Origin of the sequence: Fischerella major NIES-592 (assembly GCF_001904645.1) — a bacterium.
GTDB lineage: Bacteria > Cyanobacteriota > Cyanobacteriia > Cyanobacteriales > Nostocaceae > Fischerella > Fischerella thermalis.
Genome location: NZ_MRCA01000018.1, coordinates 1 through 16364, shown reverse-complemented (window position 1 = coordinate 16364; position 16364 = coordinate 1). Strand labels below are relative to the sequence as shown.

Here is a 16364-nt window from a genome sequence, read left to right as displayed (position 1 = left end):
CGTGAATTGTAAATTCATATCTTGATTCAGCAATGCCCTTTTTTTCAAATCGGTACAACAATTAGACCAGAGAACGGTCTGTCAAGATTTCGTAGCCTGTTTCTGTCACCAACACAGTATGCTCAAATTGAGCCGACAAAGCATTATCTACAGTTACAGCTGTCCAACGGTCTGCTAGTATCCGTGTATACTTAGATCCAGCATTTAAAATTGGTTCAATTGCCAGTGTCATTCCCGCCCGTAGCTTCACATTTGGCATGTCGTGAGTCCGAAAATTGAACACGGAAGGTTCTTCATGGAGGTTACGACCGACACCATGACCAGTAAAGTCTTCTACTACGCTTAACTTGTTAGCTTTCACATGGTCTTCAATGGCACCTGCAATATCCATCAGGTAATTTCCTGCTTTTACCTGTTCGATACCTTTATAAAGTGCTTCTTCAGCAACGCGAATCAATCTCGCAGCTTCTGGAGTGACTTCACCGACAGCAATAGTAATGCAAGAGTCACCATGAAAACCTTCATAATAAGCTCCTGTATCTACTTTTAAAACATCCCCAGATCGAATAACTTTCTTCTTGCTAGGAATGCCATGCACCACTTCATTATTGATACTGGAGCAGATAGAACCAGGAAAGCCGTGATAGCCTTTAAAGCTGGGTGTTGCACCCATCTCCCGAATGCGTTTTTCCGCATAAGCATCTAAGTCAGCTGTGGTCATTCCTGGCTGTACCAACTCAGAAATTTCTTTCAGCACAGTTGCCACAATTTTAGCTGATTGCCGCATAATTTCAATTTCACGTGGCGACTTAATTTCAATACCTCTGCGTTGTCTCTTGGGACGGTTATTTTGAGTTGGTTGAGAAAGCAGGTTACTTAGAATGTTCATGGGGAATTAGTAGTTATTTGCGCCTTGCTGCTTTTTTCATTTTTAGTTGTTAGTTGTTCATTATTTGTTGTTTGAAGCAACTACTAACTACTGTATGAGCAGGCTAAGGTTAGTTGGGAAATAGTATCTATATTTTAAGTTAACGTATTTTTACCTTGTGACTTCCGCCTTTTTCACCATTCGCATATTAGCAACTGGTAACTGATAACTGTTTACTGAATAACAATATCTCCTGTCATCCCAGCTTCAGTATGTCCTGCAATTGGACAACGTAAGCCATACTTACCAGGCTTAATCGGTACAAATACCCACTCAGCCTCAGCCCCTGGCTTCAGTTCCACTTCATGAATAGCTCCTTTTACCTCTACTTTGCCAGCTTCGACTTTTTGTGTCCAAATTCCATCAGCAAAGTCTTTGGCAGTAAAGTAGTGCTTTTGATTACTAGGATTAATCAGCTTTAACTTGTAACGTTTACCTGCCAAAAATTCTAGATGATTTGGCTCATATTTCAGTTCGTTGGCAGAGTTACCAAGGCTAACTGTAATTTCTGTAGGCGGCTGCTTCAGTAAATCCCCAGATAAACTTGCTGCTTCTGTTGGAATAGCTGTGACAATAGTGAAACTTAGTAGCACCAGTACAATGCATATAAATTGTAAAATCTTTAGGAATATTTTTGTCATTTGTCCTTTGTCCTTTGTTCTTTGTCATTTGTTGATTGTTAGTTATTAGCTATTTACCACTAACTACTAACCAATAAACAATAACCAATGACTAATGACTATCCGCTACTATAGTTGGCCCAGCAGTCACCACAACGATTTTATCGGGATGGAGTAACTCACGACCTGCTTGATTGACTTGCTCAAGGGTGACTGAGGCAATTTTACTAACAAAAGAGCGCAATTCTTCTTTATCTAACCCGTACACCTGGTTCATCAATATTCTGTATGACAACTCGTCTGGATTGGCAAGCGAAACATTGTAGTTACTGATCAAAGTACGCTTTGCTGTTTCCAATTCTTCAGGGGTGACACCTTGCTGATGAATTTCTTCTAGAAGTCGGCGAGTGCTGTTGATGGCACGAGTTGTGTCTTCTGGTGCTGTTTGCATTTCAATTAAAAATATACCAACGTTTTTTCCAACTTGGAAGGTGCTATAAATTCCGTAGGTCAAGCCTTGACGATCGCGTATTTCTGCCCCTAGTCTACTGGATAGAGTATCGCCGCCCAGTATCTGATTTAACACCAATGCTGCATAATATCGCGGGTCTCGGCGATTAATCCCTGTGTTACCCATATAAGTAACAGCTTGGGCTTTACCTGGTAACATCGGATTCACACGCACAATTTTGTCTGGTAGTGATACTACAGGGTATGCTAATTTTGGAGCTTGACCGCTAACTTGCCAGTTACCAAATTCAGCTTCGATGAGCGATCGCACTTGTTGAGGATCAAAATCTCCCACCAGTGCTAGCACCATTGCATCTGGACGGTAGTGTTGTGTTTTAAAAGCAACTAAATCTTCTCTACGAATGCGCTGCAAACTCTTTTGGGTAGCAAATTTGTGCAATGGATGAGTTTTCGGATACACAGATTGCACAAATGTTCTTTTGGCAACTTCTGTCGGATCGTCTAATTCCTCTTTCAAGTCTGTTAAAGCTTGTTGTCGAGTCAGTTCTAATTCTTTACTGGGAAAAGTCGGATTTTTGACTACATCTGCTAAGATTTGCACAACAACAGGTAAGTCTCCTGCTAAGCTGCTACCCTGAATTTCTACACCTTCACGATATGACTCAAAATCTAAACTAGCACCGCGTTCATCCAAAGCTTTTGCGATCGCCAATACATCCCTCGTTTTAGTCCCGTTCATCAAGTTTTCTGCCACAAGAGATGCGAGTCCGGCTTTCGCTTCTGGGTCAAATTCATTACCAGCTTTTATATAGCCACTCAAAGTCACTGTTGGCGTACTTTTGTCTGGCAACAACAACACTTCCAAGCCATTAGATAATTTGAATTGCTCTGGTGGAGTTAGGGATAGCCCAGTGGGAACTGTTTTCATATCCACGGGTGGCAAATATTTCACCACCTCGGAAGCTACTTCTGGTGTACCAGTAGAGAAATTTTCAGTGATGAGTGTAGAGTGTAATTTAGTGTTGCTCTTTTCTAATGCTTGGATTTGAGTGGGTTCAAAATTGCCAACAAAACGTGCTTTCTGTTGCAAATATTTATTTGTGACACGTTGCACATCTGTAGCTGTTACCCGACGGACGGCTGCTAGATAGCGTTCTGTGTAGCGATAATCACCAGCCGTTGTTTGGTCGTTACCCAGCTGCATTGCTTGACTGGTAATATCACGGTTATTCAAAATGACAGCAGCTTCTAACTGTGCTTTGGCGCGATTCACTTCTTCTGCTTTTGCTCCCTGCACAGCAACAGATGCGATCGCTTTTTGCATCGCTGTATCAATTTTTTTCAAATTTTCGCCGGGTGCAGCAGTCACAGACAATTCATACCAACCAGCTTCGTGCAAACTCACAATGGAACCTGTCACATCGGTTGCTATACCAGATTCCACCAATGCTTGATTCAACCGAGAGTTCCGCCCTTCTGTCAAGATATAATCCATCACATCTAACGCTGGTATATCAGGATGATTTACATCTGGTAAAGGATATATCGCTTGCAACAATGCGTTTGCTCCCGGTTCGCGCAAGATTATAGGAGAGTGGGAAACTTTTTGAATCTTGACGCTTGATACTTGACTTTTGACACTTGATACTTGGCTTTTCTGTATTTTCCCAAATATATCTTTCACAACTTTCAGGGTTTTGGCTGTGTCAAAATCACCAACAATTACTAAAACAGCATTATCGGGACTGTAGAATTTCCGATAGTATTCTTGTACCTGTTTAACTTGAAATTTCTCAACATCAACTTTAGTGCCACCTACAGGTAAGCCATAAGGATGTTCAGGAAATACTGTTTGTAATACCGCACGATTTAGGCGATACTCTGGGCTATTTTCGTAGCCTTGCAACTCAGAAATCACTACCCGTTTTTCACTTTCTAGTTTCTCTGCATCAATTAGAGCATTTTGCATTCTGTCTGCTTCTAATATCAGCAGAGCGTTGAGCTTGTCACGTTCTGCTGTGTTATAGTATGCGGTCTGATCATAGGTAGTGAAAGCATTGGAGTCGCTACCTAAAGCACTAAACAAACGTCCAAATTGAATTGGACGGTTTTTTGTGCCTTTGAACATCATATGTTCTAATTGATGGGCAATACCATTTACACCTGGTTGTTCATTGCGCGAGCCAACCTTATACCACATCTGTACCGATACCACTGGTGCTGAATGGACTTCCTTTGTCAGCACCATCAAACCATTTTCCAGTACTGTCTGGGAGACGTTCTCTGTCACGTATTTTTTTATTGTCTTTTTTAAAACATTTTCTTTAAGTGATTTTACTTTGAAAAAATTTGCGGTCGTGTGACTAGTAGCTGATCCATCACTTAGTAGCAAAACCGTAATTAACCAGAGAGTTAACACAAAAATAGAAAGACGATATCTATGCAACTTGTTAAACACAGACATGTATTTGCTTAATGTATCTGTAAATTAAATTACAGAATTTTCTATGACTATAGTGTATTACTGCTAGGGATTTTGTTACCTCAGCAACACTACAGAGAAAGAATATTCTACTGAGAAAGTAATAAAATGACAACTAGCTGAGGGGTGAAGTTTTGGTTGGGGAAGGGGGACGAGTCTAAGTTCTTTACCTTTCCCCTTTTCCCGATTCCCTATCCCCTGTTTCCTAGTGTTGCTAAAACTCGAATTAATTCCAGGGGTAAGCCATCAGTATCAGCAATAAAAGCGACTTCATAAACGCGATCGCCTATTTGCTGTTGTGTGGGTTCTAACAAAATCTTCAGTGGTTGTAGATATTCTGGTTGCTCTTGTGCAGCTAGAGCAAAAGATTCTGTTAAATTTTTCAAGTAGCTAGGTAAATCGGGAGTAACTTCAGTCAGGTCAAAAGACAAGTGATAGTAGCCTACATAATGTTCATCGGTAAAGGCATCTGGCGCTGGTTTTGGTTCTGGTATTTGAATCAGCTCTATTCTGCCGCCTAGTCCTTCCATCCAACAAGCAAGAGTATAACCGGTGGTGAAGCGTTCGCAAACTGTAAACCCTAGTTGTTCATAGAAGGCGATCGCTTTATGGATATTAGCAGTGCGAATGGAAGCGTGGTGCATAATTTGGTAATTGGTAATTGGTAATTGGGCATTGGTAATTGGTAATTGGTAATTGGTAATTGGGCATTGGGAATACTCCATAAACAACAACCAACTACTAACCACTAACCAATAACCAATGTACAGACGTGCCATGGCACGTCTGTACAACTACCAACCACCTACAACGAACTAATAACTATTATTCAAACAATCGAAAATAAGGGTAGCGCACAGGCACGCCAGGTTCTTTTTCCAAATCAAAATTAATTACTTCCCAACAGGGTTCTTCTGTGGAATCTGGGCTAAATTCTACTGGCAAACCATATAGCCGTGCCGCAGTCCCTTCCGACTGTCCTCCCCGCCAAGGAGTGCTGCGTTCTAAATACCCACTCATCAACTCCAGATAGCGGCGAGCGATAATCACCCGTGTTGCTCTATAACCTTGTGTATATAACTTGTCTAGGGCTTCGTGAATTTCAAAGCGAATGCCATCGGGATGAGTATGTTGCCGATACCATTCTCCATTCCATCTGCGCCAATGTCGTCCAGACTGCAAATGAATCAACTCTCCGGTTTTAGGGTTGGCTTCAAATGCGCCATGACGGGGACACAGATAGGTATCTGTCAGTGTAAGTGCCGGTATTGTCTGTCGGCAGTGGGGACACTGTATTTCAGGGCCAAATATTGGGTACTGCAAGCCTGGATTCATCATGAAGTGCATATAAGAAGAATGGTTTTGTCTTCACCAGTGACGTTGGTTTTTGTTACACTTCTGCGCCACATCATAAGCGTATTTACTGACTGCTGCCTCAGCGAACAGGCTCGAAGCCATGATATTCTGGTTTTGCGACCAGCCTCCAAGGTTGGAAATTTTCCAGTGTTCCTGAGTACCATATTCATATTCATATTCTATCGTGTCTAACACTTTCTACTGGTCTTCTCCTAATATTTCTCAAGCTGCCTTCGTTGCACCTAACGCCGTTGTTATCGGTTCAGTGAATATAGCGGCAGGGGTGAGCATTTGGTATGGAGCAGTCATTAGGGGAGATGTAGAACGGATTGAAATTGGCGAATGCACCAACATCCAAGATGGAGCAATTCTACACGGAGATCCGGGTAAGCCCACAATCTTAGAAGACCATGTTACCGTAGGCCATCGTGCTGTGGTACATTCAGCCTACATTGAACGTGGAAGTTTGATTGGAATTGGGGCAATTATTTTAGATGGAGTCAGAGTCGGGGCTGGCAGCATTGTAGGGGCTGGCGCAGTTGTCACCAAAGATGTACCGCCTCAATCCCTTGTAGTTGGGACTCCTGCAAAGGTATTACGTCAAGTCACAGACACTCAGGCAGCAGAATTGATTGAACACGCTGAACGTTACAAAAAGTTAGCTTTAGTCCATGCTGGGAAAGGGACTGATATTGGTTTTAGCGCAGAGTGAGGAAGATGGGGAAGTGGGGGCTAGGGGTCCCCACAAGGTGGGGTTGGGGGGCAATGGGGTGATGGGGTGAGGGGAGAAAACAAAATTCAATATTCACCCATTAGGAAGAGAGTAAGGGAGTGTGAGGGGTGTGTAGACGCGTAGCGGCTTAAGGTAAGGGTGGAGTGTGAGGAGTGTGTAGACGCGCCCATCGGCTTCAAGGTAGAGTACCCAGAGGTCTTACCGTAAGGGTGGAGTAGTAAATCGATAACTACTAACAATCAACAACCAACAACTAACCACTAACCACTAACTCCCAACCAGCAACAACCAACAACCAACAAATGACAATTGACTAAGTTTGTAAAGAATCTTTACATATGATTTGGGAAAAATTGTCCACTTCAGCTAAAAATAAAAAAATGAGAAGTGTTGACAATACTTTAAGTTGTACTTAAGAGAGGGGTATTAAATATGGACTTAGATATGCGTGTGGTTATCGTATTAGCGCCAGTTGCGATCGCGGCTGGTTGGGCATTGTTTAATATTGGCGCTGCTGCTTTAAGACAAGTACAAAGCTTTTTGAATAAAGAAGCATAAAATATACTCAACATCATCAGTCTGATACCGGCTGTTTCTCATCAAAGCAGTCGGTTTTATTATTTAGTTGTTTGTTGTTGGTTGTTTGTTGACAATCAACTACCAACCATCAACCATCAAGCACCAACCTTTAAAAACTTGTGGATATCGACTCCTTATTACAACCATTCCAACAGTTTGGCGTCCGTTTGGGACTTGAAACCAGCCAAAAATTGTTGGCAAATCTTGGTAATCCCCATCATCAAGTTCCAGTAATTCATGTTGCTGGTACTAACGGCAAAGGTTCTGTTTGTGCCTATATTTCTTCAGTTCTTACGGAGGCAGGATATCGCACGGGACGCTACATCTCCCCCCATTTAGTTGATTGGACAGAACGTATTTGCATTAATCAACAGCCAATTTCTTCTAAGGAATTTTGCAAATTATTGCAAGAAGTTAAAGCTGCTATTTTCCCGAATGATGACTTACCGACTCAGTTTGAGGTGATTACCGCAGCAGCTTGGTTATATTTTGCTCAGGAAAAAGTTGATGTAGCGGTAGTAGAAGTTGGATTGGGAGGACGCTTAGATGCTACTAATGTCTGTGAACAACCTCTAATTACCGTCATTACATCCATTAGTCGCGAACATTGGCAGCGACTCGGCCCTACCGTTGCCGATATCGCTAGAGAAAAAGCGGGTATTCTCAAAGTGGGATGTCCGGCTGTGATTGGCCCCTTGCCACCAGATGCAGAACAAGTTGTGCGATCGCGCGTTTTGGAATTACAATGCCCCATCTACACACCACAACCAGCCCGTCAAATTGATGCGGGATGGGCAGAATATGAAAGATTGGGTGGTGGGGAGAAAGATCACCCTATCAAATACCCTTTGCCGCTACAGGGACAAATTCAGTTGACAAATTCAGCTATAGCTTTATGTGCTTTGGAAATTTTGCAACAAAAGGGTTGGCAGATTTCTGAGCAAGCCATTATTAATGGTATGGCTAAAACCCAGTGGCCGGGGCGAATGCAATGGATTAATTGGAAAAATTATAAACTATTGCTTGATGGCGCTCATAACCCGGCAGCTGCTCAAGTTTTGCGAAATTATGTAGATATTTTATTAAAGCCTGAAGAAACTGATATTCTCCCACTCTCTGATACCCCATCCAAAATCGGTGTAACTTGGGTAATGGGAATGCTTTCAACTAAGGATCATCAGGAAATTTTTCAAGCCTTACTCCGACCAAATGACCAATTGTATTTAGTACCAGTACCCGATCATAGTTCAGCTAATCCTGAGGAATTAGCAAAGCTAGCTAGGGATATTTGTCCAGAATTGAGTATTTGTAATACTTTTCCAGATGTCACATCCGCACTAGAAGCCGCTTTTTCCTCGACAGATGATTTGGTTGTTTTATGTGGTTCGTTGTATTTAATTGGGTATTTTTTAAAAGGATTAAGAGCCAATAGTTAAAAATAAAATCGCCGTGAACTAAAGTTCCGGCTGATAGCTAAAACCTGCTAAAGGGGGTTCAAGCTAAATTTGTCTTGATTTCAGTCAGTTAAAAATGACTTTAGCTATTGGCCTTGGAATTTATTCCAAGGCGGTAAAATTCGCAAAATCAGGATTTGAATGCTTCTAAACAAAATGACTTTTACATATCTATGACCTATAATTCCTTGATGGTACAAGAAAGTAGATTTCTCTGTGGGAGTAATTCAAAATCCAAAATCCAAAATCAGATGGCCATTGACTATTAAATACGGCTATTCCACTCCTGTGCTGCATCTTCTACAGCTTTATCCACAGTCTTCTCATCTAACATTGCTGCTTGCAGGTTTTCATAAATAGCCTTTTGCAGAATATTGAAATTTTTCAAAGTAGGGGTTAGAACTTCTGCTTGTTGCATTTGACTAGCGCTAATTGCCCTAGCTTTATCTATTGTTGAGGCATTTGCTGATACATTCTTGAAATAGCTATCAGATAAAGCCTTGACTGTGGATGGTAGGACATTTGCTTGTTTCGCAAAAGCTAACTGATTTTCATCATTGGTTAGAAACAGCGCAAATTTGACAGCAGCATCTGGTTGCTTTGTGTCACGAGGAATAACTACGTTCATCACAGCGACATTTTTCTTACCCGTGTCACCAGTAATTTGAGGTGCGATCGCAGAAGCTTTAGCGATCGCAGGTGCATTATTAGCTATCTGTTTGAGAAATTCCGGACCTGAAGCTAGTAACGCCGTTTCTCCAGATTGATATAACTCTATAGCATGACGATGCCCTTGTGTCAATACTTCTTTGGGAAGTAACCCTTTTTTATAAAGATCTATCCAATACTGAAATGCTGCTTTACCTTGCGGAGAGTTAAAAGCAGCTTTTCCTTCGGCATCTACTAGGGTGACTCCCATTTGCACAAAAGATTCTAAAACTTCACCAGAATCTTGCGGAACAAAAGTGACAAAAAAGGCATACTTACCAGTTTTATCTTTAATTTGTTGAGCTACCTGTGCCAATTCAGTATAAGTAGCAGGTGGCTTATTGATACCTGCCTGTTTTAATAAATCAGTGTTATAAATAGTTAGCCGTGTGGTGAGATACCAGGGTATTCCAAAACTCTTACCATTCAGTGTGCTAGCTTTCCATATATTCGGTAAATATGAAGAGCGTACGTTATTTGGGACTTTTGTATCCAAGTCTAACCAAGCATTTCTACTTGCTAACTGAGATGCAAAATCCGGATTTAGGTTCACAACATCAGGTGGCGTTTTTGCGGAGACAGCTGTTAAAATTTTGTTTTCCATTTCCGCCCAAGGTATATCCACCCAGTTAACTTTTACACCTGGATTTTGCGATTCAAAAGTCGCAATTAGGCTTTGGAAGTAGTCGGTAAATTGAGGTTTGAGTTGCATAGTCCAAAACTCAATTTTTGCCGCTCCTGAAGATGCCTGTTTTGTGCTTGGGTTAACGTTACCTGTACTGCAGCTGACAATCCAACTTGTCAGTAAGCCAACTAACGCCCAAATAGTTAATCTTTTGAATTTTTGAACTTGAATCATTGTGCTTATAGTTTTTCAGTTAAATCAGGGTGAAAAGTTGATGAGTGGTCAATTGTCAATGGTCACGACTCTTAACAATTGACTTTTAATATTTAAACTTTTCAATTTAGCATTCATGCGGACAAAACAGTGGTTAAAAGCATCAATAATCTGTTTAGCAAATCTAGAAGTGGAATTGGCATCGAACTGGCGCCACAATGCGTCAAGGTCGCTCGTTTACGCAAACAACGCCAAGGTCTGAAACTAGACGCTTTAACATCAGTACCGGTTCCAGAAGGTGTTTTTGTTGATGGTCAAATTGCTGATCCTCCAGCAATGGCACAAATCATTCAGCAGGCACTCACAGAGAGTAAAATAAAAGCTTCTCGGGTTGCCACTGCTGTCACAGGACGAGATTCAATTGTGCGCCTGATACCCGTTCCATCAGAATTAGATGATCAAGAGCTACGCGAGATGGTGTTAAACCATGAAGCAAGCTTATATTTACCCTATCCTCGTGAAGAAGCTGATGTAGATTATCAGAAACTTGGGTACTTTATAGATGAAGATGGGATTGAAAAAGTACAAGTGCTACTGGTTGCAACTCGCAAGGAAATTACTGATACCTACATAAATACATTCGAGCAGGCAGGGTTACAAATTGATGTCTTAGAAATCAATTCTTTTGCACTGATTCGGACAATTCGTGACCAGTTGCGGCAATACGGGCCACAGGAAGCAGCAGTTTTAGTCGATATAGAATTCGACAGTACAGAAATTGCCATTATTGTCAACGGAGTACCACAATTTTCACGGACAGTCCCCTTGGGAACTTATCAAATGCAAATGGCACTGGCCAGAGCAATGAGTTTACCTGCATCACGAGATATGGAATTATTGCAGGGGATGAGTATTCCTCTCAATACTATGGAAGGCGCAAAAACGGGTGTCACCGAAGCTAATTCTGGTGTCGCAGCAATGATGCGGGTGTTGGGAGAACTGACAGATGAACTACGCCGTTCCATCGATTTTTATCTCAACCAAACTGAAAATTTAGAGGTAGCACAAATTTTCTTGTCAGGTCCGGGTGGAGGATTGGCACAGTTAGATGAGTTCTTCACACAAAGATTGAGTTTACCGACCTCCCAAATAGACCCGATAGGATCTTTGTCTTTGCAAGTTGACGAAGAAAAGTTTCCCAGTGTGCAACGTCCTGGGTTGGGGATAGTGCTGGGTCTTGGGATGCGGGAGGTGTGAGGGGTGTGTAGACGCGGTAGCGGTGAGGGGGTCGCAGTCTTGGACGCCAGGTGCTTTATGCCGGGAGACCCTTTCGACAGTCGCTCATGGGGGAAACCCCCAAGACCGCGCTGTCTCACCACCGCACTGGCTCCACTTTCCGTCACGATTGCGAACCCCCGTAGACGGGCGAAGCCCGGCTTCTCGAAGAGTACCCGGAGGGCTTCCCGTAAGGGTGGGGTGTGTAGACGCGTAGCGGCTTCCCGTAAGGGTGGAGTGTGAGGAGTAGTAAGCCATTAACACTAACCACCAACTACTAACTACTAACAACTAACCATTAACAACTAACCACTAACTACTAACAACTAACCACTAACCACTAACCACTAACTACTAACCAATTACAAATGACGAAAAATGTATAGTTTAGATATTAATTTTCTCAATGATCGGCCAAATTTTGCGAAAAATAGTGAAAAAAAGGTAAAAGTAGCGATTAAAACAGGAAACTTAGCACCTGTGTTTATTGGAGTGGCGATTGGTGTTATTTTTCCGGCTTTTGTAGCAACTGGTTGGTGGCTTTTGCAAGCAAAAAATGCTGAGTTGGAGCAAATAGTTGCACAGCTGGAAGAGGAGAGCAAAAGCTTAGATGCCCAAATCGGTAGTATTAACAAGATTAAGGAAGAAACCAATAAAGTTAAGGCGGAAACTCAATCTTTAGTGGCTGTATTTGATCAGATTCGTCCTTGGTCTGCAATGTTACAAGATTTGCGCGATCGCATTCCAGCTACAGTACAAATAGAAAATGTCAAGCAAATAGCACCTGCTGTCGCAGCCGAGGGACAGCCACCACCAAATCCCGCCGGGGGAGTAGAAATTACTGGTTTAGCTCGCTCTTTTAATGATGTCAATGATTTTGTGCTTAGTTTGCAACAATCTCGTTTCTTTAAAGCTAGTGATGTCAAAATTATTTCCACAGAACTAGTAGATGCACCAGTAAAAAATCCTGGTACTCAAACAGGTGTAGTCATTAAACCTCCAAAAGTAGCCAAATACACTATTCAAACTACTCTCAGCGACATTCCAGCTTCGGATCTCATCAGAGAATTAGAACAAAAAGGCACAGTGGGATTAGTCGCACGTATTCGCAGTTTGCAAAAAACAGGAGTCATTCAAAAATGACGCTGAGTCAAGATATTAATTTTGTGGAAGATGGGGAATTACTAGAGGCTGCATCAGCCTATCCCGTTGTCTTTGGTATTAGCTTTACACCCAAAGTTATAGGCATCTTAGTAGGGGTGTTGGGATTTGCTGGCGCGCTTTACATGTTGTTCAACTTAGTCATGCCGACTTGGGAAACCTTTGGACAAAACCAAGCTAAACAAAGTGAACTACAAGGACAAGTTGACCAAAAGAAAGCCACCATCAAACAGATGGATAAAGTCAAACAGGAACTCGCAGATGCCAAACAGCAACAAACCCAAGTTTTAGGTTTGTTTGCGAATGAGAAAACCTTAGACACCTTACTGCTGGACTTGAATCGTTTAGTAGAGTCTAACAACGCCACAGTTGCTATCAATGCTACCAGAGCCGAACTGAGGAAATTTGTACCAGTTTCAGATAAAGCTGAACCAATTAATGATGGTTCTTTAGGGAAACAAGTAGACGGCAAACTGAAACGTAGAAGTGTGAATGTGGAAATTATCGCAACTTATGAACAAACGCAATCAATACTCCGCAATATTGAGCGTTTGCAGCCTTTATTGATAGTGAAAGACTATCAATCTACCTTAGCTCCCCAACCAGCTTCAGAACCAGGCAAAACGCTATTGCGGATAGGACCAGCACCTATTTCTACATCTTTTCAATTACAGGCGCTGATGCCAATGACTCCAGAAGATATCGCAGCCCTTCAAGCAGCACTGAAGAAGTGATGGGGTGGTGAGCAGTGTGTAGACGCGTAGCGGCTTCCCGTAAGGGTGGGGTGTGTAGACGCGGTAGCGGTGAGGGGGTCGCAGTCTTGGACGCCAGGTGCTTTATGCCGGGAGACCCTTTCGACAGTCGCTCATGGGGGAAACCCCCAAGACCGCGCTGTCTCACCACCGCACTGGCTCCGCTTTCCGTCACGATTGCGAACCCCCGTAGACGGGCTTCGCCCGGCTTCTCGAAGAGTACCCGGAGGGCTTCCCGTAAGGGTGGGGTGTGTAGACGCGTAGCGGCTTCCCGTAAGGGTGGAGTGTGAGAAGTAGGGGAATAACTACTAACTACTAACCACTAACTACTAACCACTTAATTTAGTGACACTGTGATATCTCAGCAGAATTTTTGGGAAATATACAAACTATAAACACAATTAGCAGCGATCGCACTTACGTATAAATACCAAGAAATTGGTCGCAAAAATAGTCAAAAAAATTGGTGAAATGTGAGGAATGAACTGTGAGACAGCTTCACGGTAAAGGTTTAGATTTTTTTATATTAGGTGCTAGTACAATAGTTTTTTTAGCTGCTCAACCAGTTAAAGCACAGGTTACTCAAATTACAGATGTGCAGCTAAAAAATGTCAATGGCGGAGTGAATGTTGTTTTAAAAACTTCTTCTGGCTCTCGACCGCAAATTTTTACGATCCAGAGGGGCAAAACTTTAGTTGCAGATATTATCAACACTCAACTACGTTTACCCAAAGGTAATAGTTTCCGCAAAGATAATCCCATTCCAGGAATTGCCTCGATTGAGGTGACTCAACTAGATACCAATAGCATCAGAGTATTGGCAATTGGTACTGACAGTGCTCCTAATACTCAGCCTTTGATGCGTGGAACAAACGACATTACTCTTGGCTTAACTCCCAGTACAGGAACCACAGCATCAGCATCCACACCTCCCCAAGCAACGACTCCTAACCTCAGTCCATCAGTTCCGCCTGTTGTTCCGAACCCACAAGTCAGTATTGACGGCACACCAGCGCAAACAGCTGGCCCAGGACAAGTCCAAACCCAAGCTCCGCCTTTCTTACCTAGAGCTGTTGCACCACCAGTAGGAGATATTGCCATTTCTAATATTGATGCTTCTCCGAGCAGCGTTGACTTAGGATCTCAAGAACGTGTACCCCGGCTTGTGCTGCGAGATGCACCAGTCAGAGAAGTATTATCATTGTTGGCTCGTGCTGCTAGTTTGAATTTGGCTTATTCAGGAACAGAAACAACTGGAGGACAAGGGGGACAAACTACTGGACAAACAATTTCTTTGGATATAGAAAACGAACCTGTACAGGATGTGTTCAACTATGTCTTGCGTCTGAGTGGTTTGGAAGCAAACCGTAGTGGTCGTACAGTTTTTGTGGGGCCTAGACTTCCCAATTCCACTCGTGATGTCGTCATGCGGAACTTGCGACTGAATCAGGTAACAGTGGGGACTGCTCTCAACTTTTTGGTCTCCTTAGGTGCAGAAAGTGCCGTTAACCGCGAACGCCAAGTCACTAATGTCAGTGCTGTTCCTGTGGGTAATGGAGTTGCTCCGATTACTCAAACTCAGACCACTACAGAAACAAGAGTTGAAACTCAACGCATAGATTTTCAGGATTCTAAACCTTTACTTAGAGGTTTGCAGGCACTCGGAGATGAGCGGACAAATTCTTTGACTTTGATTGGGCCACCAAGATTAGTTGAAATTGCAATGGCTCAACTTACTCAACTAGATGTACGCCGTCGGCAAGTAGCAGTTAATGTCAAAATTATTGATGTTAACCTTTTAAATACTAAAGACTTTAACACCAGCTTTTCCTTTGGTATTGGCAATAACTTTTTCGTCAATGACGGCGGTGCAGCAGCTTTAAATTTTGGCGGTTCTAGACCAGCTACTAGTGCAGAAGCAAGAACTAGTGTGAGTAGTACGCCTGTAACCAGCAACCCAATTACAGGAACACCCTTCTTGGATGTAAATAACGAGTTAATTATTCCAGGTGGAGGTTCGGGTACAACAATAGTTAACCAATCTTCAAATCCCATTACAATTGGTGGAGTTACTGTCCAACCTGGTTCTGCAACAGTATTACCCAACAGAGATGCTACAACTTATCAACCAATCCCACCATCTTCAACTAACCCATTACAACCAGGTATTACCAACGTTGACCGTGGCACAAATGATGTGATTACTGTTGATGCAGAGGGTACCATCAGTGTTTCCCCTGGCAGTACAGGAACAGTAACATCTGCTCTGCCTTCTTTGTACCAGTTCCCCAAACGTTTTCTCCTCAGTTTGCAATCTCAGGTACAAAGTGGTAACGCCAAAATTTTGACTGACCCGACTTTGATTGTGCAAGAAGGTCAAACAGCTAATGTCAACTTGACTCAACAAGTAGTGGGAAATATTAAGAACGAAATTACACGAGGTGACGGCAGTTCTACACAAACAGTTACAGCAGAGAAAGAAGATGTGGGTTTAACCCTAGCTATCAAAGTTGATCGGATTGATGACAATGGATTTGTCTCTCTCTCGGTGGCTCCTACTGTCAAAGCACCTCAAGCTGCTACTAACCTTAATTTAGGTACAGGTAGCCAGCAAATATTCTTAGTTTCTCAAAGGTCGCTTAATTCCGGTTTAATTCGCCTGCGTGATGGGCAGACCTTAATTCTCAGTGGCATCATTCAAGACACAGACAGGACAACTGTCTCCAAGATTCCTATTTTAGGTGATATTCCCTTGATTGGTTCACTATTTAGAAGTACAAACAAACAGAATCAGCGCAATGAGGTAGTTGTATTACTTACACCTCAAATTATGGATGATTCTGAGAAATCATCTTATGGCTACAGCTATACTCCTAGTCCAGAGGTGCGGCAAATTCTTGAGCGCCGGGGGTTGCAGGTGCCGAAGTAGTAGGTGATTGGCGGTGTGAGGAGTGTGTAGACGCGGTAGCGGTGAGGGGGTCGCAGTCTTGGACGCCAGGTGCTTTAT

General features: G+C 42.6%; 13 protein-coding genes. 7 read left to right on the top strand and 6 right to left on the bottom strand.

Annotated elements, in window-relative coordinates:
- Positions 1 to 61: 61 nt before the first annotated feature.
- The 5 genes from map to NIES592_RS21505 all read right to left on the bottom strand — a co-directional run bounded on the left by map (position 62) and on the right by NIES592_RS21505 (position 5836).
- Positions 62 to 889, bottom strand: coding sequence for a type I methionyl aminopeptidase (gene map / locus NIES592_RS21525; RefSeq protein WP_062247835.1), 828 nt, complete (start codon positions 887 to 889; stop codon positions 62 to 64).
- Positions 890 to 1101: 212 nt separating this feature from the next.
- On the bottom strand, positions 1102 to 1569 hold the full coding sequence (locus NIES592_RS21520) for a cupredoxin domain-containing protein (protein WP_073556841.1): 468 nt from the start codon (positions 1567 to 1569) through the stop codon (positions 1102 to 1104).
- A 91-nt stretch (positions 1570 to 1660) separates the two neighbouring features.
- Positions 1661 to 4483: a M16 family metallopeptidase gene (locus NIES592_RS21515; protein ID WP_073556840.1), complete on the bottom strand. Its 2823-nt coding sequence runs from the start codon at positions 4481 to 4483 to the stop codon at positions 1661 to 1663.
- 209 nt (positions 4484 to 4692) lie between these two features.
- Positions 4693 to 5145 (bottom strand): VOC family protein, encoded by a 453-nt coding sequence (locus NIES592_RS21510; protein ID WP_062250667.1) that lies wholly within the window; start codon positions 5143 to 5145, stop codon positions 4693 to 4695.
- Positions 5146 to 5326: 181 nt separating this feature from the next.
- Positions 5327 to 5836 carry a TIGR02652 family protein gene (locus NIES592_RS21505; RefSeq protein WP_016865016.1) on the bottom strand — a complete coding sequence of 170 codons (510 nt, stop codon included), beginning with the start codon at positions 5834 to 5836 and terminating at the stop codon, positions 5327 to 5329.
- Between the two features lie 205 nt (positions 5837 to 6041).
- On the opposite strand from NIES592_RS21505, the gene NIES592_RS21495 reads away from it, so the two are divergent.
- The 3 genes from NIES592_RS21495 to NIES592_RS21485 all read left to right on the top strand — a co-directional run bounded on the left by NIES592_RS21495 (position 6042) and on the right by NIES592_RS21485 (position 8605).
- On the top strand, positions 6042 to 6569 hold the full coding sequence (locus tag NIES592_RS21495) for a gamma carbonic anhydrase family protein (protein ID WP_062247840.1): 528 nt from the start codon (positions 6042 to 6044) through the stop codon (positions 6567 to 6569).
- 453 nt (positions 6570 to 7022) lie between these two features.
- Positions 7023 to 7148, top strand: a complete 126-nt coding sequence (locus NIES592_RS21490; RefSeq protein ID WP_009457343.1) for a photosystem II protein Y — start codon at positions 7023 to 7025, stop codon at positions 7146 to 7148.
- Between the two features lie 140 nt (positions 7149 to 7288).
- Complete coding sequence (locus NIES592_RS21485) at positions 7289 to 8605, top strand: bifunctional folylpolyglutamate synthase/dihydrofolate synthase (protein ID WP_073556838.1); 1317 nt, start codon at positions 7289 to 7291, stop codon at positions 8603 to 8605.
- A 283-nt stretch (positions 8606 to 8888) separates the two neighbouring features.
- Here NIES592_RS21485 and NIES592_RS21480 read toward each other — a convergent pair whose 3' ends face one another.
- Entirely contained in the window at positions 8889 to 10190 is a 1302-nt protein-coding gene (locus NIES592_RS21480; RefSeq protein WP_062247843.1) for an ABC transporter substrate-binding protein, read from the bottom strand.
- 129 nt (positions 10191 to 10319) lie between these two features.
- Between NIES592_RS21480 and pilM the strand changes: the two genes are divergently transcribed.
- The 4 genes from pilM (at position 10320) to NIES592_RS21460 (ending at position 16286) form a co-directional block, all read left to right on the top strand.
- Positions 10320 to 11426 carry a type IV pilus assembly protein PilM gene (gene pilM / locus NIES592_RS21475; protein ID WP_073556837.1) on the top strand — a complete coding sequence of 369 codons (1107 nt, stop codon included), beginning with the start codon at positions 10320 to 10322 and terminating at the stop codon, positions 11424 to 11426.
- Positions 11427 to 11822: 396 nt separating this feature from the next.
- On the top strand, positions 11823 to 12587 hold the full coding sequence (locus NIES592_RS21470) for a PilN domain-containing protein (protein WP_073556836.1): 765 nt from the start codon (positions 11823 to 11825) through the stop codon (positions 12585 to 12587).
- Positions 12584 to 13339, top strand: a complete 756-nt coding sequence (locus NIES592_RS21465; RefSeq protein ID WP_062247848.1) for a hypothetical protein — start codon at positions 12584 to 12586, stop codon at positions 13337 to 13339. The genes NIES592_RS21470 and NIES592_RS21465 overlap by 4 nt, the downstream gene beginning before the upstream one ends.
- A 505-nt stretch (positions 13340 to 13844) precedes the next feature.
- Positions 13845 to 16286: a type IV pilus secretin family protein gene (locus tag NIES592_RS21460; protein ID WP_073556835.1), complete on the top strand. Its 2442-nt coding sequence runs from the start codon at positions 13845 to 13847 to the stop codon at positions 16284 to 16286.
- The last annotated feature ends 78 nt before the right edge of the window (positions 16287 to 16364 follow it).

Coding starts and splice junctions, on each gene's coding strand:
- map (WP_062247835.1), bottom strand. CDS start 889: ATGAACATTCTAAGTAACCTGCTTTCTCAACCAACTCAAAATAACCGT.
- NIES592_RS21520 (WP_073556841.1), bottom strand. CDS start 1,569: ATGACAAAAATATTCCTAAAGATTTTACAATTTATATGCATTGTACTG.
- NIES592_RS21515 (WP_073556840.1), bottom strand. CDS start 4,483: ATGTCTGTGTTTAACAAGTTGCATAGATATCGTCTTTCTATTTTTGTG.
- NIES592_RS21510 (WP_062250667.1), bottom strand. CDS start 5,145: ATGCACCACGCTTCCATTCGCACTGCTAATATCCATAAAGCGATCGCC.
- NIES592_RS21505 (WP_016865016.1), bottom strand. CDS start 5,836: ATGAATCCAGGCTTGCAGTACCCAATATTTGGCCCTGAAATACAGTGT.
- NIES592_RS21490 (WP_009457343.1), top strand. CDS start 7,023: ATGGACTTAGATATGCGTGTGGTTATCGTATTAGCGCCAGTTGCGATC.
- NIES592_RS21480 (WP_062247843.1), bottom strand. CDS start 10,190: ATGATTCAAGTTCAAAAATTCAAAAGATTAACTATTTGGGCGTTAGTT.
- NIES592_RS21470 (WP_073556836.1), top strand. CDS start 11,823: ATGTATAGTTTAGATATTAATTTTCTCAATGATCGGCCAAATTTTGCG.
- NIES592_RS21465 (WP_062247848.1), top strand. CDS start 12,584: ATGACGCTGAGTCAAGATATTAATTTTGTGGAAGATGGGGAATTACTA.